Source organism: Cereibacter johrii, assembly GCF_001720585.1.
In the GTDB taxonomy this organism is placed as follows: Bacteria; Pseudomonadota; Alphaproteobacteria; order Rhodobacterales; family Rhodobacteraceae; genus Cereibacter_A; species Cereibacter_A johrii.
The window spans coordinates 1-22,896 of sequence record NZ_MABH01000157.1 but is presented as its reverse complement, the minus strand read 5'-3'; the positions used below and the strand labels follow the sequence as shown (position 1 = coordinate 22,896).

Here is a 22,896-nt window from a genome sequence, read left to right as displayed (position 1 = left end):
GGGAGCATCTGATGGATCTGCCGTTCGACGGGGCGATCAGCCACTACTACCGCAAGGAAGCGCCACGCAAGGTGCGCGAGGCCATCGAGAAGGCCTCCGAGGACGAGATCCTCGATCCGTCCTATCCCTATCGCGAGGAGATGAAGAAGAAGCTCTATGCCGAGCAGATGGCGGGTCTGCAGAGGCAGCTCGTCCGGCTTCAGGCCGACGTGAAGAAGACCGGCAAGAGGATCGTCGTGCTCTTCGAGGGCCGCGACGCCGCCGGCAAGGGCGGCACGATCAAGGTCGTGACCGAGAACCTGAACCCGCGCGTCGCCAATGTGGTGGCGCTGCCCGCCCCCTCCGACCGCGAGGCGAGCCAATGGTATTTCCAGCGCTATGTCGACTGGCTGCCCGCCGCGGGCGAGATCGCGCTCTTCGACCGCAGCTGGTATAACCGCGGCGTGGTCGAGAAGGTCTTCGACTTCTGCACCGAGCGCCAGCGCGAGCATTTCTTCTGCCAGCTGCCCGGCTTCGAGGAGATGCTGGCCGAAGACGGGATCACGCTGGTCAAGCTCTGGCTCAATGTCGGCCGCCCCGAACAGCTCCGCCGCTTCCTCGCCCGCGAGCAGGACCCGCTGAAACAGTGGAAACTGTCCTGGATCGACATCGAGGGGCTGAAGAAATGGGAGGCCTACAGTGCGGCCATCGAAGAGACGCTGGCGCGCAGCCATACGGCCCAGGCGCCCTGGACGGTGATCCGCTCCGACGACAAGCGCCGCGCCCGGATCGCCGCGATCCAGACCATCCTGCGCGCGGTCTCCTTCGAGGGCCGCGAGGACGGGCTGATCGGGACGCCCGACCCTGCCCTCTGCGGCGGCCCCGACCTCTGGAGCGACGGCCACGGCCGGACATGAGCAAGCGCGGCTACCATCACGGAAATCTCCGTCAGGCGCTGGTCGAGGCGGCGCTGACCCTCATCACCGAGAAGGGACCGCAGGGCTTCACCCTCTCGGAGGCGGCAAAGGCGGCCGAGGTCACGCCCGCCGCGGTCTACCGCCATTTCGCCGGGCGCGACGATCTGATCGCCGAGGCGGCGCGGCAGGGCTACGAGATCTTCGGCGCCCTGATGGCCTATGCCTATGACGAGGGCCGCCCCTCCGCGCTGGCAGCCTTCGAGGCCACCGGCCGCGCCTATCTGGCCTTCGCCCGGAAATATCCCGGCCACTACATGGCCATGTTCGAGAGCGGCCTGTCGCTTCAGTCGCGCCCCGATCTCGCCGCGGCCGCCGGCCAGGCCCATGACGTGCTCGAACGGGCCGCGGTCCGGCTGTCCGAACATATTCCGCCCGCCAAGCGGCCGCCGCCCGCCATGTTCTCCGCCCATATCTGGGCGCTGAGCCATGGCGTCGTCGAGCTCTTCACCCGCGGCGCCCCCGGCGCGCGCTCGCCCTTCCCGGCCGAAGAACTGCTCGAGGCCGGCATCGGCATCTATCTGCGCGGACTGGGCCTGCTTCCGCCGGACGCCTGACGCAGCCCCCGCGCCCCACAGCCCGCCCGAGCCCTTTCACTCTGGAAAAATATCCTCGGGGGGTCCGGGGGGCAGACAGCCCCCCGGCGGCTCCACTGCAGAGCCCGGTTCCCCGTCGCGCGCCCCCGCAGCCGGTCCCCGGCCAGCCCCCTGAGCGTCGCCCCTCACCGGAACAGGACCAGCGCCCCGGGGCTCCAGGCGACGCGGGCCCGCGCGCCGATCTCCAGCACCGCCCGGCCGAAGACGTTGCGCATGGAGAGCCGGATCGGCGCCTCGGTGCCGTCGAGCCGGATGTCGTAATAGGTCATGTCCCCGTAGTAGACGACCTCCTCGATCGTCCCCATGGCTTCCCGGTCGGCCTTCTGCCCCTCGAAGAGGATCGTCGCCGTCTCGGGGCGGAAGCCCACCGTGACGCCGGTGCCCGAGGCCGCGCCCGGCGCCTGCGTCGGATCGAGCAGCATCCGCCCGAGCCCCTGCGCCTCGACCTCGATCCCCTGCGCGGTCTCGCTCAGGATCCGCGCCGGCAGGAAGTTCATCGTCCCGATGAAATCCGCCACCTTGCGCGAGGTCGGCCGCCGGTAGAGCGTCTCGGGATCGGCCAGCTGCGCGATCTCGCCCTCGAACATGACGGCGATCCGGTCGGACATGACCAGCGCCTCTTCCTGGTCGTGGGTGACGAGGATGAAGGTGATCCCCACCTGCCGCTGCAGCTTGATGAGCTCGACCTGCATCTGCTCGCGCATCTTCTTGTCGAGCGCCGACAGCGGCTCGTCCAGCAGCAGCACCTTGGGCTTCAGGATCAGCGCCCGCGCCAGCGCCACCCGCTGCCGCTGCCCGCCCGAGAGCGCATGGGCCGCCCGCGCGCCGTAGCCGCGCAGCCCCACCATCTCGAGCGCCTCGGCCACCCGCCGCGTGGTCTCCTCCTTCGAAAGGTTCGCGCGGCGCAGGCCGAAGCCCACATTCTGCGCCACCGTCAGATGGGGGAAGATCGCGTAGCTCTGGAACACCATGTTGGTGGGCCGCTTGTTGGCGGGCACCCCCTTGGTGTCCTTGCCGTCGATCAGCACCACGCCCGACGAGATCTCCTCGAACCCCGCGATGGTGCGCAGGAGCGTGGTCTTGCCGCAGCCCGAGGGCCCGAGCAGCGAGAAGAACTCGCCCGCCCGGATCGTGGCCGAGATGCCGCGCAGCGCGTGATAGTCGCCGTAATATTTGTGGACGTCGCGGAACTCGATCATCGTGGGTTTCGCGGCAGCGGTCACAGGAAGCCTCCGGTATCCTTGGCGCCGGACCGGGCGAGGCCGCGGCGGCGGAAATATTCGGCAGTGGCGAGCAGCACGATCGAACAGGCGACGAGCACCGTGCCGAGTGCCATGATGACGGGCACCGCCTGCGGGAAGCGGAACTGCGAGAAGATGTAGATGGGCAGCGTGGGCTCGGTGCCGGCGAGGAAGAAGGCGATGATGAACTCGTCGAGGCTGATGGTGAAGGAGATCAGGAGCGACGAGATGATCCCCGGCATGACCAGCGGCAGGATGATGAGCCGGAAGGTCGAGACGGCGGTCTCGCCCAGATCGTAGGCCGCCTCCTCGAGCGAGCGGTCGAGCGACTGGAAGGCCGAGCTCAGGATCGCGATGGTGAAGGGCGTGCAGATCAGCACATGGCCGAGGATCACCGTGAAGATCGTGAGGTTGATCCCGAGGCCCAGCAGCACGACGAGGAGCGACACGGCCACGATGATCTCGGGCAGCACGAGCGGCAGCATGATGAGGCCCATCAGCCCCGCCTTGCCCGGAAACTGATAGCGCGTGGACGCCCGGGCCGCGAAGATGCCCAGCACCGTCGACAGCACCGAGGCCGAGCCCGCGATGATGAGGCTGTTCTTCACCGCCTGCCAGAGCGTGGGCTGGTTGGCCGCCTGCACGAACCATTTCGTGCTGAAGCCCGTCAGCGGAAAGGCGATCACCGTGCCTTCGTTGAAGGCGAAGAGCGGCAGCAGGATGATCGGCGCATAGAGGAACAGCAGGTAGGCCAGCGCATAGATCCGGAACCCGCCCCCCTTCATTTCGGCCCCCGGAGGAAGCGGCGGTTCAGGAACAGGAAGATCAGGCTCACCACCGTGACGATGCTCATGGCCGAGACGGCGATGGCCGATCCCAGCGGGTAATTGTCGAGTTTCAGATACTGGAGCTGGATCAGGTTGGCCACCATCCGCCCCTCCGGCCCCCCCACCAGCTGCGGCGTCACATAGTCGCCGATGGTGGGGATGAAGACGATCAGCACCGAGGCGATGACCCCGGGCATGGCGAGCGGCAGCGTCACCCGCCAGAAGGTCATGAGCTTCGATTCCCCCAGATCCTGCCCCGCCTCAAGGAGCGCCCGGTCGATCTTCTCGAGCGCCACGAAGATCGGCAGGATCGCGAAGGGCGCATAGGCATGGGCCAGCGTGATGACGACCGCATTCACGTTGTAGAGGATGAAGGTCAGCGGCTCGTCGATGATCCCGAGGCCCAGGAGGCCCGAGTTGATCACCCCGTTGAAGCCGAGGATCACCTTCCAGAGGAACACCCGGATCAGGTAGCTGGTCCAGAACGGAATGGTGATGAGGAAGAGCCAGAGCGACTTGCGTTCCGGCGCCACATGAAACGAGACGAAATAGGCCACCGGAAAGGCCAGAACGACCGTCACCGCCGTCACCGCCATGGCCACGCCCAGCGAGCGCAGCATGACGGTCCGGTAAAGCTCGTTCGTCCAGGCCTCATGGTAATTGGCCAGCGTGAACTCGCGGACGATCTCGAGATAGCCGTCGGTCAGGAAGCTGTAGACCGCGATCGTGCCGAGCGGGGCCGCCAGAAGCAGGATGGCATAAAGCGCCGGAGGTCCCACGAGAAGATAGCCATGAGCCGCCTCGGACCGCCGCAAGCGACTCCACCGCGTTTCCTGCTCCATCGCGCCCCCGTTCCGCCGTGCCCTGAACTTCTGGCATAGCTCGACCGCCAAGGGAAGACATTCGCGGAGACGGCCGGGCCCGCTTGCCCTCAGGTTGAGCAGATGCCCAGCCCGGCCACGGCAGGGGCGCCCTCTCTGAGTCCGCAAATTTCAGACGCCAATTCAGTAGATTGCCGCCGACTCCTCCATCGGCTTATGAGGAAGCGCCCACGGCGGCTCGGTCCGGATCGCCTCGATCCGGTTCGGCCTGCCCGCTTTTCAGGCAGCCCACGAGGCACAGGGCCTCCGACCGATGACAGCGCGTCCGCCTGCAACCCGCGAGCCGCAAGAGGCAAAGCACGGCCGCTGCCACAAGGGGCACTTCTTCGCACTAAACATGAGGATTCGTCGCCAACACACTGTTGCAGAACACATATTACACCGGCAGCTCCGAGGGCGGCGAGGCCAGAAGCCGCGACAGCCGGTCCACGGCCGCCTCGAGCCGGGCGCGCGGCACCTGGCCTGCGATGGCAAGCCGCACGGCGTTGGGCGAGCGTCCGTGGACCAGCGCATATTCATCGGCCGACCGCAGTAGCACGCCCTCCGCTTCGGCCGTGCGGGTGAAGGAGGAGGTGCGCCAGCCCACCGGCAGCCGCAGCCAGACAAACGGCAGCCCCGGCTGCCAGACCAGATCATGCGCGCCGAGCCCGTTCACGATCGCCTTCAGCCGGTCGGCGAAGGCACTCTGGACCCGGCTGCGGATCTCGACGGCCTGCCCGCTGCGGAAGAGGTCGAGGCACAGATCCGAGACCGGCCGGCCCAGAGCGAAGAAGGCGTGCTGCGCCGTCAGGCGCCCCGCCTCGCCCCGGCCCGTCGGGCAGAGGATATAGCCGAAGCGCAGCGCCGCCGAGACGGTCTTCGAGAGGCTGCCCACATACCAGGTCCGCTCCGGCGCCAGCGCGCGCATCGAGGGCAGCGTGCTTTCGGCCACCGTATAGCAATCGTCCTCGATGATCTGGAGCTCGTGCCGGCGGGCGATGGCCACGATCTCGGCCCGGCGTTGCTCGGGCATCCGCACGGCGGTCGGATTCTGCGCCTCTGTCGTGACGCAGAGCACCTGCGGCAGATGCTTGCGGCAGCAGGCCTCCAGCGCATCCGGCCGGATCCCGTGCTGGTCGAGCTCGACCCCCACCACCTCGGCCCGCGCCAGCCGCGCCGCATGACGGAAGCCGGGATAGGCCAGTTCCTCGGTCAGCACCACGGGCCGGTCGCCCCGGAGGCAGCAGAACATCACGAGGCCGATGCCGCTCTGCCCGCCATGGGTGAGGGCGATGTCGTCGGGCACGACCGGCCCCAGCACCCGGTCGCCGAGCCAGTCCCGCACCGCCTCGCGCAGGGCCGTCTCCTCGCGCTGCGTGGGATAATCGCGCCAGTCGGCACCGACCTGCCCCGCCACCCGCCGCAGCGCCTCCGAGAAGAGCGGCATCTGCCCCACGTCCGGCAGTTGCGGCGAGCGCAGATCCAGAAGGCCCGGCGCAGCCTGCGGCTCGCGGTCGACGAACAGGGCCTGCGTGGGCCCCAGCCGAGGCTCGGCCGCCGCGACGAAGGTGCCCCGCCCCACGGTCGCGGCCAGAAGCCCCTCCTGCGTGGCCATCTGATAGGCCCGCGAGACGGTGCCGGGCGTGACCGACAGTCTCCAGGCCAGATCCCGCACGGTCGGAAGCTGCACGCCCGGCAGCAGCACCCCCTCGCGGATCGCCTCCCGCAGCGCCCGTGTCAGGGCGAGATATTTGGGTCCGGGGAATTGTGCGAGGTCTGGATGCCATATTGTATCAGTCACAATGTTCCTCTGGAGCGGATTGCGCGGGCATTGTATGCTTTACCTACTTGATACGCTGAATTGTATCAACACAAAAGGTGCAACATGATCCGCGCGATTCCGCAGACCCCTCCCGCTGCCCTGACCCTGAACCGCACCATGCCGCCGCTGGCGCGCGTGCTGTTCAGTCTCGGCTTCGTGGTCGTGCGTTGGGACGAGCGACGGCGCACGCGCCTCGGCCTCTCCCGGCTGGATCCGCACCTGCTGCGCGACATCGGGCTCTCGCAGCGCGCCGCCGAGATCGAGGCCTCCAAGCCCTTCTGGCAGGATTGATCCCGCCGCACATGTCCCCATGACTCGGCCGGGCTCTGCCCGGCCGCTCTTTTTCCGCACTCATGGCATGTGCCGGGCGCGGGCTCCGCACGGCTGCGGCGTCAGCGCTCCGCGCCGCCCGCGGCCTCTTCCAGAAGCTCGATCTGCAGCCGCTGGATCGCCTCCAGCCGCTCCCACTGCCGCGCGAGATGATGCTCCAGCGTCTCGTGCAGGTGGCGGATCTCCAGTTCGGCCTTGAGATTGACCCTGTAATCGTTCTCGGACCGGAGCCGGTCCTTCTCCTCCTGCCGCCGCTGGCTCATCATGATGATCGGCGCCTGGATCGCCGCGAGCGTCGAGAGCATCAGGTTCAGCAGGATGAACGGATAGGGATCGAAGATCCCCACGACGAGGCCGGTGACATTCACCGCCATCCAGAGCGCCAGCACCAGGCCAAAGCCGATCAGGAACCCCCAGGAGCCGCCGAGACGCGCCAGCCGGTCGGCGGCCCGTTCCCCGAAGCTGCGCGCCTCGTCCGCCTCCGCGCCGGGCTCCTGCGTGAGCATGCGGCCGCTTTCGAGGCTATCCAGCACGGCATGATCGAGCCGCGTGAGTTCGCCCCGCTCGGCCTCGAGCAGCGCCTCGAGATGCTGGCGGCGGTAGCGCGCGCGGCAGGACGGACAGACCGGCGCATCGGGGGCGAGATCCGGCCAGTCGGCCAGCATCCGGCTCCGCGTGCCTCCGGCGAGGCTGCTGGCCGGAACGAAGGCAGGCAGGGGATGAGTGGAGCCGCAGAGCGCGCAGGTGCCGCGGGCGGAATGGGTGGTCACGATGGAACTCCCTCAGGGTCGAACCCTGATTACGCGGCGCGCGAAAGGCTGCCAAGCGCGGGCAGCAATACGCCGGCATCCGTCCCCGACACCGAGCCACCGGCATCGGGCGCGGGACCCGCATCGGCCGAAGCAAGGAACGCGCGGCGGGCGGTATTCCAACGACAAAGGGCCCGCCGAAGCGGGCCCTTGCAGATCTTTCCGAAAGATCAGCGCTTCGAGAACTGGAAGCTGCGGCGGGCTTTCGCCTTGCCGTATTTCTTCCGTTCCACGACGCGGCTGTCGCGGGTCAGGAAGCCCGCGGCTTTCAGCGCGGCCCGCAGCGAGGGTTCATAGAGCTGCAGCGCCTTCGAGATGCCGTGCTTCACCGCACCGGCCTGCCCCGAGAGGCCGCCGCCGGCGACCGTCGCCATCACGTCGAACTGGCCTTCGACATTGGCGACCTTGAACGGCTGGCGCAGGATCATCTGCAGCACCGGACGGGCGAAGTACTCGTCCATCGGCTTGCCGTTCACCGAGACCTTGCCCGAGCCCGGCTTGATCCAGACGCGGGCAACCGCATCCTTCCGCTTGCCGGTGGCGTAGGAGCGGCCGAGCGTGTCCCGCACCGGCTCGCGCGCAATGGCGACTTCGGCCACCGGGGCCTCGCCAACGACCGATTTCAGATCGTCGAGGGATTTGATGTCGGACATGGCTTACGCGCTCCGGGTGTTCTTCGGGTTCAGCGACTTCACGTCGAGAACGGTGGGCTGCTGCGCTTCGTGCGGATGCTCGGCGCCGGCATAGACGCGGAGGTTGGTCATCTGCTGACGGCCGAGGCTGTTGCGCGAGATCATGCGCTCGACAGCCTTGAGCACCACGCGCTCGGGGTGCGCGCCTTCGAGCACCTGCTCGGCAGTGCGGAACTTCACGCCGCCCGGGTGGCCGGTGTGCCAGTAGTAGCGCTTGTCGGCCCGCTTGTTGCCCGTCATCTGCACCTTGTCGGCGTTGATGACGATGACATTGTCACCCATGTCCATGTGGGGGGTGAAGGTCGGCTTGTTCTTGCCGCGCAGGATGTTGGCGACGATCGTGGCGAGACGGCCCAGGACGACGCCTTCGGCGTCGATCAGGATCCATTTCTTCTCGATATCCGCCGGGGTAGCGGTGAAGGTTTTCATCGGGAATCCCTGGAATGGAGCGAGGGATGCCCCCCGCGAATTCGGATGCGGCTGTTTCCGGCATTTCGCGGCACAGGTCAAGCGCCGGATGCTCGATATTTTCGAGCTTCAACAGGGACTTGCAAAAAAGGTAACGAGATACCCCACTCCAAGCCCCTGTTTCGCGGGAAGAATGGCTCTCTTGCGAGCCCGCGGGGCCCGGGCGTCAGTATTTGAGGATCGGCGGCCGCGCGGGATCCATGCCCGGCGCCGCCGGCGTGCGCTCCTCGCGCAGCTCGGGCGCCTTCGGCACCGGCAGGTCGAACCGCAGCCCCACGCGGGCCATGGCCGCTTCGGCCGCAGCGCCCTCGGCGAAGAAGGCCACGTCCAGCGCCTCGGCCTCGAGCCCCGAGAAGGTCAGCGCTTCCGCGACAGAGCGCGCCAGCGCGGGCTCGGCCCCCGGCCGCGCCGCGATGAAGGCCAGCATGTGCCCCTCGCGGCCATCGTCGTAGCGCACGGCCGCCAGCAGCGCATGGGCGGCCAGACCGCCGGCACGGCCGAGCTTGCCGTCGAGCGCCGCGATCAGCGACTGGGGCAGGCGCGGAGGCGTGAAGCTCTCGGGACGCGCCTCGGCCTCGGCGGGCGCATGGCCGATGGTCTCGGCCAGCCACTCCACCGCATCGGGCGGCAGGAGCATGGCCGAGGGCGCGTCGCCGAGGTTCAGCCCGAGCCCGATCCCCTGCCCCGCCAGAAGCCCCGCCACCACCCGGCCCGGCAGCGCCGCATAGGGTGCGGGCACGCCCGTGAAGGCCGCCAGCCGCTCCTCGAGATCGAAGGCCAGCACGACGGGCCCCTCGTCCAGATCGAAGACCTGCGGCGTCAGGGTCTCGTCCTCCGGCTCGCGCTCCAGCAGCAGGAAAAGTTCGCCATCCGCGAGCTGGCCGTAGAAGCGCAGCCGCGCGGCATCGTCGCCGGGTGCGGCCTCCATCGCGGCATGAGCTTGGTCGAGAAGGGTCATCGCGCGGGCCTCTTCCTGTGCGAAAGGATGCGGGACCCTAGTGGCTCGGGGGCGTCGCGGCAAGATCGGAGGCTTCTCGCGCGGGGATCAGCCGTAAGAGGTGCGAGATCAGGCTCTTGCAAGAAAGCGAAGGGGCGGCTCGCTCCCGCCGCCCCTTCGTCTTCTTGTCGTAATCCGTTTCGTTATGGAAAGGCTACGTTCGAAAGTTAGGGGACTACTTTTAGTGATAATGTGCTTAACTTGTGTATCTCGCCGTTGCCTGCGTCAACGTTTCCTTCACTCTTTGGCTAAAAGTGCAAGCGGCCAGCCCTCCCTTCGCAACCGGCGCGCGAGTGCGGACTTCCGCAATTCTTCCAAGGCGGAAAACAGCGCATCAATTGGCGGCAATCATTCTCATCGGACGGGGCAATAATTCTGGCCCATTCGATTCGGCGGCGCTTCGCCGATTCGAGCGATCCGACATTGCGCTTGCCCGCCGACGCGTTCCCGGACACAGTCCGCATCACGCCGCCTCACGTTGCATTTCGACGTCGGCATCGGGCCGGGGCGTGACCTTTTGAGGAGAGACTTGCCATATGAGATTCATTCCCACGACGCTCAAGGATGCCGTCCTGATCGAGGCCGAGCCGCGAGAGGATCACCGGGGCTGGTTCGAGCGGACCTTCTGCATGGAGGAGATGGCCGGAGCCGGCCTCAAGACGGCCTTCGTCCAGCACAACAGCTCCTACAACCATGCTGCGGGAACGCTGCGCGGGATGCACTACCAGCGCGCGCCCCATGCCGAGGTGAAGGTCATCACCTGCACCCGCGGCCGCATCCAGGACGTCATCATCGACCTGCGCCCGGACTCGCCAACCTACCTGAAATGGGAAGGTTTCGACCTGAAGGCCGGCGATCACCGGCAGCTCTACATCCCCGAAGGCTTCGCCCACGGCTATCTGACGCTCGAAGATGCGACGGCGGTCTCCTACCTCGTCTCGACGGCCTACACGCCCGGCGCGGAAGGCGGCGTGCGCTGGGACGATCCCGCCTTCGGGATCGACTGGGCCGCCGAAGTGTCGGTGATCTCGGAAAAGGATGCGGCCTGGCCAGACTTCCAGCCGGCCTGATCCCGCCGGCGCGCGCGGCGGGGCACCGCCCCGCGCCAACCGGGCTTTCCAGGACCTGCCACAAGGGCCTCGGCTTCCCCCCGAGGGTCCGGTCTCCCTCCCCGCGCCGCGGAGTGACCCGAACGCGGAGCGCCCTCAGGCGCAGACCTTCCCTGTCCGCCGAACGACGCCATCCGGCTCAGGACGGAGTCTCAGGCGCGCCCGCGGCGGCTTTTTTTCGCCATCCGATCCCGCCTGCGCCCGGTTCCGCAGCCCCCATCCTCGAAACAGAGCCAGGGACTTTCTCAACCGGAGCGCGAGTCAAGCGCCCGCGCTCCGGCGAACTGTGTCAGACCGTCAGGGCATGGGCCTCGGCCGGGCGCGCGAGGCCGAATTCGCGCTCCATCTCTTCATAGAGGGCGTCGATGCGGCGGCCCGCCGGCAGCCGCACATCCGCGAAGGTCAGCGCCTGATCCCGGGGAATGTCCCGCAGGAGCACGCCCCCCTCGGCCAGCCCCATGGGCAGAAGCTGCTCCGAGACGAAGGTCTCCATGTTCTCGCACTGGCCGTAGGCGGTGAAGCCGCCGATCCCGTCGAGCACCTCGCCCGCCTTCAGGTCGCGCTTGGCCACCGCCACCACGCCCACCTGAGGCGCCCCGAGCGGCGCCAGCGCCGCATCGCCGAACAGCACCGCCCGCGCCACCGTCATCGGCACTTCGAAATGGCAGAGGTGATAGGGCGTGTAGAACAGGTAGTAGGGCCCCTCGCCCAGCTTGTAGAGGTTGAGGTAGTGCTTCTGCCGCGGATCGTCGTGGGTGCCGATCACGAACACGCCCGGCCCGGGACGGGCGCCGACGATATAGTCGACGATGCCCGGCCCCTCGGGATCGAGATGCGGCGCGAACATCGCCACATAATCCTCGAGCGGGCGCAGCGGCAGCGTCGGGTTCTTGTTCGTCGGATCGATCCCGATCATCCCGCGCCGGGCCACGCGCATGCCCGTGCCGTTCGCCACGATGGCCTGCTCGTAGGAGATCTTGGTGCCATCCGCGAAGGAGGTCACCATATGGACGTTCTGCCCCCATTTCTCGGCAAAGCCGCGCTGGGTCTCGGGCGTGCGATATTCGTCCTGCAGGGCCTTGATGTTGCCCGAGAGGACCGGCTTGACCCCGATCCCCTTCACGAAGCGGATCAGGTTCATCTGCACGCCCGGCTGGTCGCCGTCGCAGTTGGTGAGCACCACCCCCGCGGCATCGGCGCGCTTCTTCAGCAGCGGACCGATGGTGCCGTCGAGCTCGGCATTCATCAGGATCACATGCTTGCCGGTGGCAATGGCGGGTTCGACCGCCTGAAGCGCATAATCCATCGAGCCCGTGACCTCGATGATGGCCTCGATCCCCCGGGCATAGCCGACCAGCGAGGGGTCGGCGGTCACGGCGGGCTCGCCCGCCACGATGGCCGCCTCGAGTTCGGCCTGGCTCTCCACATGCCGGACCGTCTCGCCGGTGCGGCTCGCCTCGAAGGCCGCCGCCGCCTGCTCGGTCCGTCGCGCGGCGATGGCCACGAGCTGCATCCCCGGCACCGACTTCGCGATCTGGAGCGCGATGCCCGAGCCCATGAAGCCCGCGCCGATCATCCCCACCCGGATCGGCCGTCCCTCGGCCGCGCGCCGGGCGAGCGCCTTGTCGACGAGGATCATGCCACGGCCTCCACCATCGGATTGGCCCAGAAGAGCTTGTCGTCGAGCAGCTTCGAGGCCCGCAGCCGCATCAGCATCTTGAGCCGGGTGTAGGGTTCGGCGCGGAACTCCTCGGGCGTCATGGCGATGCGCTCGAACACCTGCCGCATCTGGCGCGCGCCTTTCTCGGCCGTCCATTCGCACTGGAACTCCGGCAGGACGCGCTGGATCTTGTCGAAATTCACCCGGTAGGAGCGGTTGTCGGCCGAAGGCTGGCCCACCTCGAGTTCGCATCCCGGGAAGGTGTCGGCCACGATCCGCGCGATCTCGATCACGCGGTAGTTCTGGTCGTTCGAGCCGACGTTGTAGGCCTGACCCCGGATCGCATCCGCCGGCGCGGTGAGCGAGCGCCACACCGCCTGGCACATGTCGAGCGCATGGACGAGCGGGCGCCAGGGCGAGCCGTCGGACTGGAGGGTGATCTTGTTGGTGGTCCAGGCGAGGCCGCAGAGATCGTTCAGCACGATGTCGAACCGTTGCCGCGGGCTCGCCCCATAGGCGGTCGCATTGCGCAGGAAGCAGGGCTCGAAGTCGCTGTCGGCCCGCCGGGTCATGTCTTCCTCGACCTTCACCTTGCATTCGGCATAGGCTGTCTGCGGATTGACCGGGCTCGTCTCGTCGAGGATCTGCTCGGGCTGGCCCACGCCATAGACCGAGCAGGAGGACATGTAGACGAAGCGCCGGGCCCCGGCCTTCCGCGCCATCTCGGCGAGGTGCATCGAGCCGCCGTGGTTGATCTCGTGCGTGAGCCCGGGCGACTGCTGGCCCAGCGGATCGTTCGACAGTTCCGCCAGATGGGCCACCGCATCGAACCCTTCGAGGTCCGCGACCGTCACCTGCCGGATGTCCTTGGTGATGACCGCGGGACGCGGCGCCGAGGTCGGATAGAGCCAGCCCTTGCGATAGAAGCCGGTGTCGAGGCCCACCGCCTCGATGCCTCTCTCCAGCAGGTAAGGACCGAGGAGCGCGCCGACATATCCGTCCGCACCGGTGAATAGAACCTTCAGGGCCATCAAAATCTCCGATCAATCAGCGCCGTAAGCCGGCATATCAAAACAGCGGTGCCGGGCCCCGAGGGGGCCGGCCAATCATCCGGGAAAGAGGAAGCGCTACACATCCGTTGCGGAACCGAAATTGCCCCGCAGATCCGTCCGGTCTAAATCGCCCGACATTCCCACGCCGAGATCATCGGGAAGGCCCGCGTGACTGTCAAGCGCGCAGACCCACTCCGGCCAGGCGGCCATGGCCCCGCCACGGAGCGGGCCGCACCAGCGCCGCCTGCCGCGCCTTCTCCTGCGCGATGAAACCGTCGAGCAGCGCCTCCTCCCGCGCCATGTCCTCGGACCCGAGGGGACGCGGCGGGCGCTCGGGATCGAGCGCCGCCCAGAGCGTGCCGAACCCGCCCGTCATCTCGCGCGCGGTCGCGGTGCGGTCGAGCAGCCGCGCCGCATGGAGCGAGGCCCGCCCCTGCCGGTGCAGGAAGCGCGTCACCGCCCGCGCGTGCAGACGCGAGCGCCAGCTGCGGGCCTCGTCGAGGATGCGCTCGCCCGCAGGCGCTTCGGCGGCCTCCGGATCGATGAGCACCTCGAGCTCGCGCATCTTGGCCAGATAGCGCGAGGCGGCCGCGCCCGGCATCGGCTTCGCCTCCTCGGGGAGCGCGGCCTGCGGCACGAGCCGCCGCGCGAGCGTGCGCAGCCGCCCCACCCAGTCGACGCCCGCCTGCGCCTCGAGAACCAGCACGAGGCCCGGCAGGCGCCGGTCGGCCAGCGCACGCGCCGCTTCCTCGCCCGCTCTCGAACCTTCCGCCGCCACGAGCACCGCCACCGAACTGCCGAGACCCGCAAGCCGGCTTCTCAGACGCGCCTCCTGTCCTGCGGCGATCGTCAGGGCCACGACCGAGCGCGCGGCGGGAATGCGGCTGCATTCGACCGAGCGGACGGCGTGCAGGCGCACGCCCTCAGGCAGCAGGTCGTCGATCAGGAAGGGCGCGGCGCGGCTCATGCGGTCTCTCCGGCTGGGGGAAGACAAGGCTGCACCCGCGCCGGACAAGCGCCGTGCGGATGCGAGATCGGACTGGTCTCTTCCTCTGTCATGACGGCGCAACGCTGGCCCTCTCCGGCGGTTCCGCAGATCGGGCGTCGTCCGACGAAACCTTCCGCGTCTCGCGAGGCGCCGGGCCGGGGCCTGAGGAACGATCCCGCCCGTCCCTCCGTTGCCCTTCCGATCGACAGGGAGAGCGAGCCAGATGCAAGACAGGCCGGTGGTGGTCATCACGGGAGGAACGGCGGGCGTGGGGCGCGCCCTCGCCAGAGCCTACGCGCACCGCGGCTGGCGGGTGGCGGTTCTGGCGCGCGGACAGGCGGGCCTCGCGGCCACCGCCGCCGACGTGGCCCGCGCGGGAGGCGAACCCCTCACCCTTGCGGCAGATGTCTCGGACTCCGCCGCCGTCTTCGAAGCAGCCGACCGCGTGGTCGCCCGCTGGGGCCGGATCGACCTCTGGATCAACAACGCGATGGTCACGGTCTTCGGCCCGGCCGAACGCTCGACGCCCGAGGAATATGCCCGCGTCACCGCCGTCACCTACCTCGGCACCGTGCACGGCACGCTCGCCGCCCTGCGCCACATGCGCGCGCGCGACCGCGGCACCATCCTCCAGATCGGATCGGCCCTCGCCTACCGCTCGATCCCGCTGCAGGCGGCCTATTGTGCGGCGAAGGCCGCCTGCCGGGGCTTCACCGACTCGCTCCGCTCCGAGCTTCTGCACGAGAAAAGCCGGATCCGCCTGACCATGGCGCAGCTCCCGGCCGTCGACACGCCCCAGTTCGACTGGGCCCGCACCCATGTCCGCGGGCGCCCGCAGCCCGTGCCCCCGATCCATACGCCCGAAGCCGTGGCCGAAGCGATCGCCGCCGCGGCCCGCACGGCCCCGCGCGAGATCTGGATCGGCGCGCCCTCGATGCAGGCGATCCTCGGCACGATGGTGGCGCCGGGCCTCATGGACCGGATGATGGCGCGCAGCGCCTGGGACAGCCAGATCGGTCCCGGAGAGGCGCGCGCGGACAATCTCATGCAGCCGGTCGAGCGCGACATGGGCGCCTCGGGCCGCTTCGGCTCCGAGGCCTCCGACAGGGTCGCAAGCCTGTCGGGCCCCACTGTCCGCGCAGGCCTCGCGGCCGGCGGCCTGCTGGTCGCGGGCGCGGCGCTCACGGCCACGGCGCTCCTCGCCCGGCGCCGGGACCCATGAGCTGAACGCATATGTCATGCGCCCAGCGCATGGCTGCCATTCCGCCCGGAACACGAGCCCCAGATTGTGAATTCCGATCCGGGCCACTACCAAAGTTGCCGGCAGGCCGGGATCCGCACAACTTTCCGTCCTCCAAATGGCTTTTCAGGGAGGAGGGGCCCATGCTCGACGGAGTAGAGAACGACAGGATCCGGCATGTCGGCCTGCGCGAGCGCGTGACCAGCGCGGAGGAAGCTGCGGCCCTGATCGAGGACGGCATGACGGTCGGCATGTCGGGCTTCACCCGCGCCGGCGAGGCCAAGGCGGTGCCGATGGCGCTTGCGGCCCGGGCGCGGCAGCATCCGCTGAAGATCACACTGATGACCGGCGCCTCGCTCGGCAACGACCTCGACAAGACGCTGGCCGAGGCCCATGTCCTCGCCCGCCGCATCCCCTTCCAGTCCGATCCCGCGCTCCGCAAGGCGATCAACCGCGGCGAGGTGATGTTCATCGACCAGCACCTTTCCGAAACCGTCGAGATGCTGCGCCCCCGCCAGCTGCCGCGCGTCGACGTGGCCGTGGTCGAGGCGGTAGCCATCACCGAGAACGGCGGCATCGTGCCCACGACCTCGGTCGGCAACTCCGCCTCCTTCGCGATCCTCGCCGAGAAGGTCATCGTCGAGATCAACCTCAACCAGCCTGCCGAGCTCGAGGGGCTGCACGACATCTACATCCCGACCTACCGGCCGAACCGGATGCCGATCCCGGTCGTCACGCCCGAAAGCCGGGTGGGCCTGCCCTTCATCCCGATCCCGCCCGAGAAGATCGCCGCCATCGTGGTGACCGAGAAGCTCGACAGCTCGGCCACGATCCTCGACCCCGACGCCGACACGCGCGCCATCGCGGGGCACCTGACCGAGTTCCTGCTGCACGAGGTGCGCGCAGGCCGGCTCGATCATACGCTCCAGCCGCTGCAGGCCGGGATCGGCACCATCGCGAACGCGGTGCTGCACGGCTTCATCGACACGCCGTTCCACGACCTGAAAATGTATTCCGAGGTCCTGCAGGATTCGACCTTCGACCTGTTCGACGCGGGCAAGCTGCGCTTCGCCTCGGGCTCGTCGATCACCCTCTCGGCGCAGAAATATCAGCAGGTGCTGCCGCGCCTTGTCGAATACAAGCCGCGCCTGATCCTGCGCCCGCAGGAGATCTCGAACCATCCCGAGGTCGTCCGGCGCCTCGGCCTCATCTGCATCAACACCGCGCTCGAGTTCGACATCTACGGCAACGTGAACTCGACCCATGTGGCGGGCACGCAGATGATGAACGGGATCGGCGGCTCGGGCGATTTCGCGCGCAACGCCTATCTCTCGGTCTTCGTGACGAAATCGGTGGCCAAGCACGGGGCGGTGTCCTCTGTCGTGCCGATGGTGAGCCATGTCGACCATACCGAGCATGATGTCGACATCCTGGTGACCGAAGTGGGCCTTGCCGATCTGCGGGGCCTCGCCCCCCGCGAGCGGGCGGCCACGATCATCGCCAATTGTGTGCATCCGGACTACCGGCCGATGCTGCGCGACTATTACGACCGCGCCTGCCAGCGCGGCGGCCACACGCCGCATGTGCTGGAGGAGGCGCTGTCCTGGCATGTCCGGCTCGCCGAAACCGGCCGCATGATCTGACGCGCCGCCCCGCTGTCTCCGCAAGTTCCGCGGCCGGCGCATGGATCCCGCCCACCCGCTGCGCCGGCGGCGGGTGTTCTTTTTGCCCGGCAACCCATGCGTACCGGGCGAAGCGCCCTGCCCGCGGCAGGGAACGGACCGCCCCCTGATCGCGGATCACGGGGCGGCGCCTGCGGCTCTTGCGGAGCCCCACCACCTGCAAGCCACGGGTCACGACGAGCTCCGACGTCACGTTCACCCCCTGACGTCGATCTGCCATCAAGGCGGGGAGAGCCAAGCCTCTCTCCCCCCGGCGGCGGGAAGGCCGGTCCCCGTCAGGTCGCGGCCTCCCCCGGCGGCGCCTGAACTCTGCGCTTCGGCAGGCATCCCGAGATGAAGCTTGCGATCCCGGGCGCGGGCAACGGGCGCGAGAAGAAATAGCCCTGCGCCTCGTCCACCCCCTCGGCGATGGCGCAATCGAGCTGGGCCTGCGTCTCGACCCCTTCGACGGTGGTGCGCATCTCGAGGCTGCGTCCGAGCCCGGCCACCGCCTTCAGGATGGCCAGCGCCTCGCGCGCGTCGGGAAGGTCGCGGATGAAGGAGCGGTCCACCTTGATCTTGTCGAAGGGGAAGCTGCGCAGATAGCCCAGCGACGAATAGCCCGTGCCGAAATCGTCCATCACGATCTTCGTCCCCAGCGCCCGGAGATCCTGGAGCACGCCGATGTTCCGGTCGGTGGGATCGAGCAGCACGGATTCGGTGATCTCGAGTTGAAGCCGTTCGGGCGGCAGGCCCGAGGCACGGAGCGCCGTGGCCACCTGATCGACCAGCGCCCCGCCGTGGAACTGGAGCGGCGACAGGTTGACCGCCACCGACACGCTGTCGGGCCATCGCGCGGCCTGGGCGCAGGCCTCGTGCAGCACCCACTCGCCCATGTCGCCGATGAGGCCCGCCTCTTCCGCCAGCGGGATGAACTGGTCGGGCGTGATCCAGCCCGCCCCCTTGCGGTGCCAGCGCATCAGCGCCTCGCAGGCCGTCACCCGCCCGTCGCGCAGCCCGATCAGCGGCTGGTAGAAGACCGAGAGTTCGCCGAGGCCCAGCGCGGCGCGAAGGGCGGCCTTCATCTTCTGCCGGCTCTGAAGATGGATGTCGGTGGCCTCGTCGAAGACGCGGAAGGTGCCGCGACCCGCCTGCTTCGCCGCATAGAGCGCCACATCGGCGTAGCGCATGATCTCTTCGGCGCTGTCTCCGCGCCCCCGGGCAAAGGCGATGCCCACGCTGGCACCCACTTCGGGCACCGCCCCCTCGAGATCGAAGGGCTTCGAGATGGCCGCGATCAGCCGTCGGGCCAGATCGCAGGCCTCCTGCTCGGACCGGATCGGCGTCTGGATCACGGCGAATTCGTCCCCGCCCAGCCGGGCCACCGTGTCGGTGCTGCGCACCGAGGTGCGCAGCCGGTCGGCAACCTGGCGCAGCACCTGATCCCCCACGGGGTGGCCGCGGGTGTCGTTCACCGTCTTGAACCCGTCGAGATCGATCATCAGCACCGCAACCGACCGCTCCGGCGCGAGGCTCGCCACCGCCTCCTGGTAGCAGTCGCCGAAGTAATGCCGGTTGGGCAGCCCGGTCAGCATGTCGTGGCGCGCCATGTGAAAGACCTGAAGCTGCGCCATCACCCGGTCATCCTCGGCCTGACGGCGGGCGCTGATGTCGACGCAGCAGCCGATATAGCCGATGAAGGTGCCGTCGGCGAGGAGGCGGGGGTGTCCCACATCGATGACCCAGCACCACCCGCCATCCTTCCTGCGGAGGCGGAACTCGTTCGTGTAGGCGATGCGGCGGCGCATCGCATCCCGCGTCATGGAAGCGGTGGCGTCGCGGTCATCGGGATGAACGGCATCGATCCAGCCCATCCCCAGAGCCTCGGCCAGCGACTGGCCGGTGACGCCGAGCCAGCTGCGGCTGACGAAGACGTTCCGCCCCTCGGTGTCCGTCATCCAGATCATCACCGGCGCATCGTCGGCGAAGGCACGGAAGCGCGCCTCGCTTTCGCGCAGCTGCTCGACGGTGGTCCGCCTCTCGTGAACATCCTCGATGATGCCGAACCAGCGGTCCACCCGCTGATCCTGATGCGCGGGCCGGGCCACGACGCGCACCCGGAACCAGCGGTAGGCGCCGTCCGGCATCTGCAGCCGGTGCTCCGCATCGAAGGGCTCCGCCCGCCGGACCGAGCGGATCCAGGCCCGTCGCAGATCGGCCCGGTCGCCGGGGTGCATCGCCGCCCACCAGACATCGACATGCCGCGTGTCCGCCGGCAGCCCGGTGATATCGACCAGCCTGTCGGAGAGGTCCGAGAGCACGCCGTCGGCGGTGAAGCTGAAGGGCGCCACCGGATGCAGTTCGAGCAGACCCCGCAGATGCGCCTCGCGCTGGCGCAGGATGCCCTCGGTCTCGCGCAGCTCGGTGATCTCGAAGAAGGTCACCACCAGATGCTCGCCCGCCGGACGGCGGGAGACGAGGAAGCGGCGGAGGCCGCGCGGGCCCGGCATCTCCTGCTCGGCCGAGACCGAGCCTCTGCGCATGGCTTCGGCATCGAAGGAGGCGATCTGCCCGGCCTGCGTGCCCGCCACCAGCTCATGCTCGGGACGCGCGGCCAGATCGCTGCGGTCGCAACCGAGCAGGTCGCAGGCCGCGCGATTGGCGAAGATGACCCGGCCCTGTGCGTTCTTGATGAGAACCGGATGGGCCACGCCGTCGAAGAAGGCGATCCAGCACTCGCCGGACACTGGACTGGCCTGCCCGATCAGACGATGGCGCAGGCTTTGCATCTCCGTCATCTGACGCACCTACAAATGAGATCGACTCGAACCGGGAGATCCGCGTCAGAAGATCAGCATGCCGATCGCCACCCAGAAGGCGCCGCCGCACAGCACCGAGGGAAGCAGCCACCATCCCGAGGGCAGTCGGTTCTCGGGCTCGGGGATCTCGTCGGCTTCGGGCGGCGCGGTCGCCGCCAGAATGGGATGGGAGGCGCTGAAGGTGAGGCTGTCGCTCATGCTGGTCTCTCGGTTGGAGGCGGCGGCCGTCTGTCGCGACCTCAGCCAATATTAGGGCAAGCGACCGCGCCGGTTCGGCGACAGGCGGATGCTCTGCTACGACAATAAGTATGGAGACCCCTTCCAAGGCCTTAACAGCCTCCGGCTTCGGCCGGCTTTTTTGCGTCGGGGGCTGCAACAGCCTTCAAGCGGACCTAAATCGCGCCGCGGATCGTCCGTTACGGGGCTGAGCAGCCAAGACGGAGGACGCCGTGACCGAGAGAATCGCCCCTGCCCCCCCCTTTGCGGAGACGGCGCTGCCCCGGGCCCTGGCGCAGCGGATGCTCGCCCTCATCGATGCGCTCGGCGAGTATGACGGGCGGGCGGCCTCGCACGCGCTCACGGGCCTCCTGCGGCTGGCGGCAGGCCAGGCGCCCACGCTCGCCGAACGGACGAGCCTGCAGATCGCGGGCCTGATCGCGCTCGATCAGGGTCATCCCGCCCTGACCCCCGAGGGGCAGGCGGTGCTGGCCTGCGAGACGGAGAGCCAGCCGCAGCCGATGCTGCCCACGCCGCAGCCCGAGGAGCCCGCTGCAGGCCCCGCCCCCTTCGCGCGCCTGAAGATCGGCGGCGCGGTCTACGAGGTCGCGGGCGTGCCCGCCAGCGATGCGCTGTCCTTCCGCACCGACCCCACCGCCGACTGGTGCGCGCTGGACGCGGATCTGGCGGCGGGCTGGTCCGAGATCGCGGCCGAGATCCTGCAGCGCACGCGCAACGCGCTTGAGGATTATGTGCGGATGCACATGATCCGGCGCCGCGAGGAGGAGGATCCGGCGGGCGGCAACGGCTTCGACCTCTACGGGATCGGCTGGGAGGTGCGCGAGGCGGGATCCGCGCTGCTGCTGCGGCTGGACGGCGAGGCCGAGTGGCAGACGGTGCCCGCTCCGGCCCTCGCCCATGCGGCGGGCTTCCGCGAGCGTGCCGCGGCGGCGCTGGTGGCGCAGGTGCGCGACCTGCGCGAGCGGATCGGCGAGGATGTCCATGCCTGGGCGAAACGGCTCGCCGCCGGGGCGCTGGTCGAGCCGGTCTGATCCGCTTCGGGGCCCTGCCATTCGCGAAGCGTGAATGGCGGGAGCGCCTTCCTGTCGCGCCTGCGGAGGCCGCGGCCGCCAGGATCCCGCGCGGGCGATGCTCGAATGACAGGTGCGGCCCGTCAGACCTCGCCCTGCAGGGCGTCGATCAGACCCCGCAGCCGCTCGATGGCGGCCTTCTTGATCTGCGACACCCGCCCCGTGGTGACGCCGAGGATCTCGCCCACCTCATAGACGTTCAGCTCCTCGACGAAGATGAGCTGCAACAGCAGGGCCTCGCGTTCCGGCATCTTGCCCAGAGCCTGGCGCAGCAGTCCGCGCATCTGGCTGGCCTGCAGCCGATCCTCGGCCGAGGGATCGCTGCCCTGAAAGAGCGCGGACTGATCGTCATAGACCTCGTCCAGCGAGGCGGTCTGGCTGCCTGCAAACTGCGCGAGCCAGTCCTGATATTCGCTCACCGGCATCGACAGTTCGGCCGCCACCTCCGGCGTCTCGGGCGCGCGCATGAGCCGGCCCTCGAGGCGCTGGACGGCCGCCTTGACCTTCTGCTGCATGAGGATCGTCGTGCGGCAGAGCGCCGAGTTCGACCGCAGGAAATCCATGATCGAGCCGCGGATGCGGATGGCGGCATAGGCGGCGAAGCTCACGCCCTCGCGCGGCTCGTAGCGGCGGCTTGCGTCCACGAGGCCCATGTAGCCCACCTGGATCAGGTCGTCGATCTCGACCTTGCGGCCGATCCGGGCGTGCAGGTTCCAAGCGATGCGCCGCACGAGGTCCATGTGGGCGCGCACCAGCCGCTCGGGCGTCTGGGTCTGCTCGGCATATCCGCGCGCATGGATCATGGCTCTTCCTCCTCTTGCGGGCGCGCCCATTCCCCGGCCCAGAGACCCAGCCGGCGGCGGTCCATGCGCCGCAGCGCGTCCACCCCCCCCGCCCCGCCGCTCTCCCAGCCGAGGCGGAGGCCCGTCTCGGCCAGCGCCGCAAGCTCCTCCTCCTCGGGCGTCCAGAGATCGGTCCGCGTGAGGCAGACGCGCGTGCCGGCCGGCGCCACGGCCCACCGCACGAGCGCGCGCGGCGCAAGGCCCGCGGGCAGCGCGAGCACCGCCTCCGCCCCCGCCTCCATCAGCGCCGCGAGGAGATCGGGCGCGGCATCGGGACGGCAGGAGAGATCCACGATCTCCGGCCGAAGCGGATCGGGCGCCTCGGCCAGCGCCAGATCGAGATCGGCCAGAAGCGGGCGGTCGAGCGGCAGCGCCAGAAGCCGCGTCCAGTGCCGGAGCCGCGCATCCACCGCCTCCGTCCCGAGGCGCGGGGCGAGGATCAGGGGCTCGACCCCCGGCCGCTCCTCCATCGCGAGGGCCGCGAAGCGCAGCGCAAGCAGCGTCTTGCCCGCCCCCGGCGGCCCCGCGATCACGAGGCGGGCCGGAAGCCGGATCGGGGCGTCCGGAAGAAGCCGCCCGGCCAGCGCCTCGAGCCCGTGGGAGGGCCCAATGTCCGGCCGCGG

At 68.9% G+C, this 22,896-nt stretch carries 22 protein-coding genes; 7 read left to right on the top strand and 15 right to left on the bottom strand.

Features of this window, described 5'->3' with window-relative positions; genetic code table 11:
* The first annotated feature begins 11 nt into the window (after positions 1–11).
* Positions 12–896 (top strand): polyphosphate kinase 2, encoded by an 885-nt coding sequence (gene ppk2 / locus A9O63_RS13935; RefSeq protein WP_069332482.1) that lies wholly within the window; start codon positions 12–14, stop codon positions 894–896.
* Positions 893–1,510 (top strand): TetR/AcrR family transcriptional regulator, encoded by a 618-nt coding sequence (locus tag A9O63_RS13930; protein ID WP_069332481.1) that lies wholly within the window; start codon positions 893–895, stop codon positions 1,508–1,510. Before ppk2 ends, A9O63_RS13930 begins: the two co-directional genes overlap by 4 nt.
* Before the next feature lie 164 nt (positions 1,511–1,674).
* Here the strand turns inward: A9O63_RS13930 and A9O63_RS13925 are convergent, their stop codons facing one another.
* The 4 genes from A9O63_RS13925 to A9O63_RS13910 form a co-directional block, all read right to left on the bottom strand.
* Complete coding sequence (locus tag A9O63_RS13925) at positions 1,675–2,772, bottom strand: ABC transporter ATP-binding protein (protein ID WP_015920664.1); 1,098 nt, start codon at positions 2,770–2,772, stop codon at positions 1,675–1,677.
* A complete protein-coding gene (locus tag A9O63_RS13920; protein WP_069332480.1) occupies positions 2,769–3,575 on the bottom strand; it encodes an ABC transporter permease in 807 nt (268 codons plus the stop codon). The genes A9O63_RS13925 and A9O63_RS13920 overlap by 4 nt, the downstream gene beginning before the upstream one ends.
* Complete coding sequence (locus A9O63_RS13915; protein ID WP_069332479.1) at positions 3,572–4,459, bottom strand: ABC transporter permease; 888 nt, start codon at positions 4,457–4,459, stop codon at positions 3,572–3,574. Before A9O63_RS13915 ends, A9O63_RS13920 begins: the two co-directional genes overlap by 4 nt.
* A gap of 415 nt (positions 4,460–4,874) precedes the next feature.
* Complete coding sequence (locus A9O63_RS13910) at positions 4,875–6,278, bottom strand: aminotransferase-like domain-containing protein (RefSeq protein WP_069332478.1); 1,404 nt, start codon at positions 6,276–6,278, stop codon at positions 4,875–4,877.
* Positions 6,279–6,362: 84 nt separating this feature from the next.
* Here A9O63_RS13910 and A9O63_RS13905 point away from each other — a divergent pair, with 84 nt between their 5' ends.
* A complete protein-coding gene (locus A9O63_RS13905) occupies positions 6,363–6,590 on the top strand; it encodes a DUF1127 domain-containing protein (RefSeq protein ID WP_069332477.1) in 228 nt (75 codons plus the stop codon).
* Between the two features lie 101 nt (positions 6,591–6,691).
* Here A9O63_RS13905 and A9O63_RS13900 read toward each other — a convergent pair whose 3' ends face one another.
* From A9O63_RS13900 to A9O63_RS13885, 4 genes are all read right to left on the bottom strand, one after another.
* Positions 6,692–7,399 (bottom strand): DUF1003 domain-containing protein, encoded by a 708-nt coding sequence (locus A9O63_RS13900; RefSeq protein WP_069332476.1) that lies wholly within the window; start codon positions 7,397–7,399, stop codon positions 6,692–6,694.
* Between the two features lie 209 nt (positions 7,400–7,608).
* Entirely contained in the window at positions 7,609–8,091 is a 483-nt protein-coding gene (gene rpsI, locus A9O63_RS13895; protein ID WP_069332475.1) for a 30S ribosomal protein S9, read from the bottom strand.
* Between the two features lie 3 nt (positions 8,092–8,094).
* Positions 8,095–8,559, bottom strand: coding sequence for a 50S ribosomal protein L13 (gene rplM / locus A9O63_RS13890; RefSeq protein ID WP_002720164.1), 465 nt, complete (start codon positions 8,557–8,559; stop codon positions 8,095–8,097).
* Positions 8,560–8,764: 205 nt separating this feature from the next.
* Positions 8,765–9,556, bottom strand: coding sequence for an SseB family protein (locus A9O63_RS13885; RefSeq protein WP_069332474.1), 792 nt, complete (start codon positions 9,554–9,556; stop codon positions 8,765–8,767).
* 575 nt (positions 9,557–10,131) lie between these two features.
* Here A9O63_RS13885 and rfbC point away from each other — a divergent pair.
* On the top strand, positions 10,132–10,665 hold the full coding sequence (gene rfbC / locus A9O63_RS13880) for a dTDP-4-dehydrorhamnose 3,5-epimerase (RefSeq protein ID WP_069332473.1): 534 nt from the start codon (positions 10,132–10,134) through the stop codon (positions 10,663–10,665).
* A 328-nt stretch (positions 10,666–10,993) separates the two neighbouring features.
* Here the strand turns inward: rfbC and A9O63_RS13875 are convergent, their stop codons facing one another.
* From A9O63_RS13875 to A9O63_RS13865, 3 genes are all read right to left on the bottom strand, one after another.
* Positions 10,994–12,343, bottom strand: a complete 1,350-nt coding sequence (locus A9O63_RS13875) for an NAD(P)H-dependent oxidoreductase (protein ID WP_069332472.1) — start codon at positions 12,341–12,343, stop codon at positions 10,994–10,996.
* Complete coding sequence (locus A9O63_RS13870) at positions 12,340–13,395, bottom strand: NAD-dependent epimerase/dehydratase family protein (RefSeq protein ID WP_084295912.1); 1,056 nt, start codon at positions 13,393–13,395, stop codon at positions 12,340–12,342. Before A9O63_RS13870 ends, A9O63_RS13875 begins: the two co-directional genes overlap by 4 nt.
* A gap of 196 nt (positions 13,396–13,591) precedes the next feature.
* The gene (locus A9O63_RS13865; RefSeq protein ID WP_069332471.1) at positions 13,592–14,383 is read right to left on the bottom strand and encodes a hypothetical protein; all 792 of its coding nucleotides are present in this window, start codon (positions 14,381–14,383) and stop codon (positions 13,592–13,594) included.
* A 244-nt stretch (positions 14,384–14,627) separates the two neighbouring features.
* Between A9O63_RS13865 and A9O63_RS13860 the strand changes: the two genes are divergently transcribed.
* The gene (locus A9O63_RS13860; RefSeq protein WP_069332470.1) at positions 14,628–15,626 is read left to right on the top strand and encodes an SDR family oxidoreductase; all 999 of its coding nucleotides are present in this window, start codon (positions 14,628–14,630) and stop codon (positions 15,624–15,626) included.
* Between the two features lie 161 nt (positions 15,627–15,787).
* Positions 15,788–17,287, top strand: a complete 1,500-nt coding sequence (locus tag A9O63_RS13855) for an acetyl-CoA hydrolase/transferase family protein (RefSeq protein WP_069332469.1) — start codon at positions 15,788–15,790, stop codon at positions 17,285–17,287.
* A 314-nt stretch (positions 17,288–17,601) separates the two neighbouring features.
* Here the strand turns inward: A9O63_RS13855 and A9O63_RS13850 are convergent, their stop codons facing one another.
* Together A9O63_RS13850 and A9O63_RS22255 are read right to left on the bottom strand one after the other, a co-directional pair.
* Positions 17,602–20,103: a sensor domain-containing protein gene (locus tag A9O63_RS13850; RefSeq protein ID WP_069332468.1), complete on the bottom strand. Its 2,502-nt coding sequence runs from the start codon at positions 20,101–20,103 to the stop codon at positions 17,602–17,604.
* Between the two features lie 45 nt (positions 20,104–20,148).
* Positions 20,149–20,322 carry a hypothetical protein gene (locus A9O63_RS22255; protein WP_084295910.1) on the bottom strand — a complete coding sequence of 58 codons (174 nt, stop codon included), beginning with the start codon at positions 20,320–20,322 and terminating at the stop codon, positions 20,149–20,151.
* Positions 20,323–20,573: 251 nt separating this feature from the next.
* Here A9O63_RS22255 and A9O63_RS13845 point away from each other — a divergent pair, with 251 nt between their 5' ends.
* Complete coding sequence (locus A9O63_RS13845) at positions 20,574–21,392, top strand: hypothetical protein (protein ID WP_069332467.1); 819 nt, start codon at positions 20,574–20,576, stop codon at positions 21,390–21,392.
* A gap of 122 nt (positions 21,393–21,514) precedes the next feature.
* On the opposite strand, the gene A9O63_RS13840 is transcribed toward A9O63_RS13845, so the two are convergent.
* Positions 21,515–22,234 carry a sigma-70 family RNA polymerase sigma factor gene (locus tag A9O63_RS13840; protein ID WP_069332466.1) on the bottom strand — a complete coding sequence of 240 codons (720 nt, stop codon included), beginning with the start codon at positions 22,232–22,234 and terminating at the stop codon, positions 21,515–21,517.
* Positions 22,231–22,896 (bottom strand): hypothetical protein (locus A9O63_RS13835; RefSeq protein ID WP_069332465.1); only part of this gene is annotated, 666 nt, incomplete at its 5' end. The genes A9O63_RS13840 and A9O63_RS13835, both read right to left, overlap by 4 nt.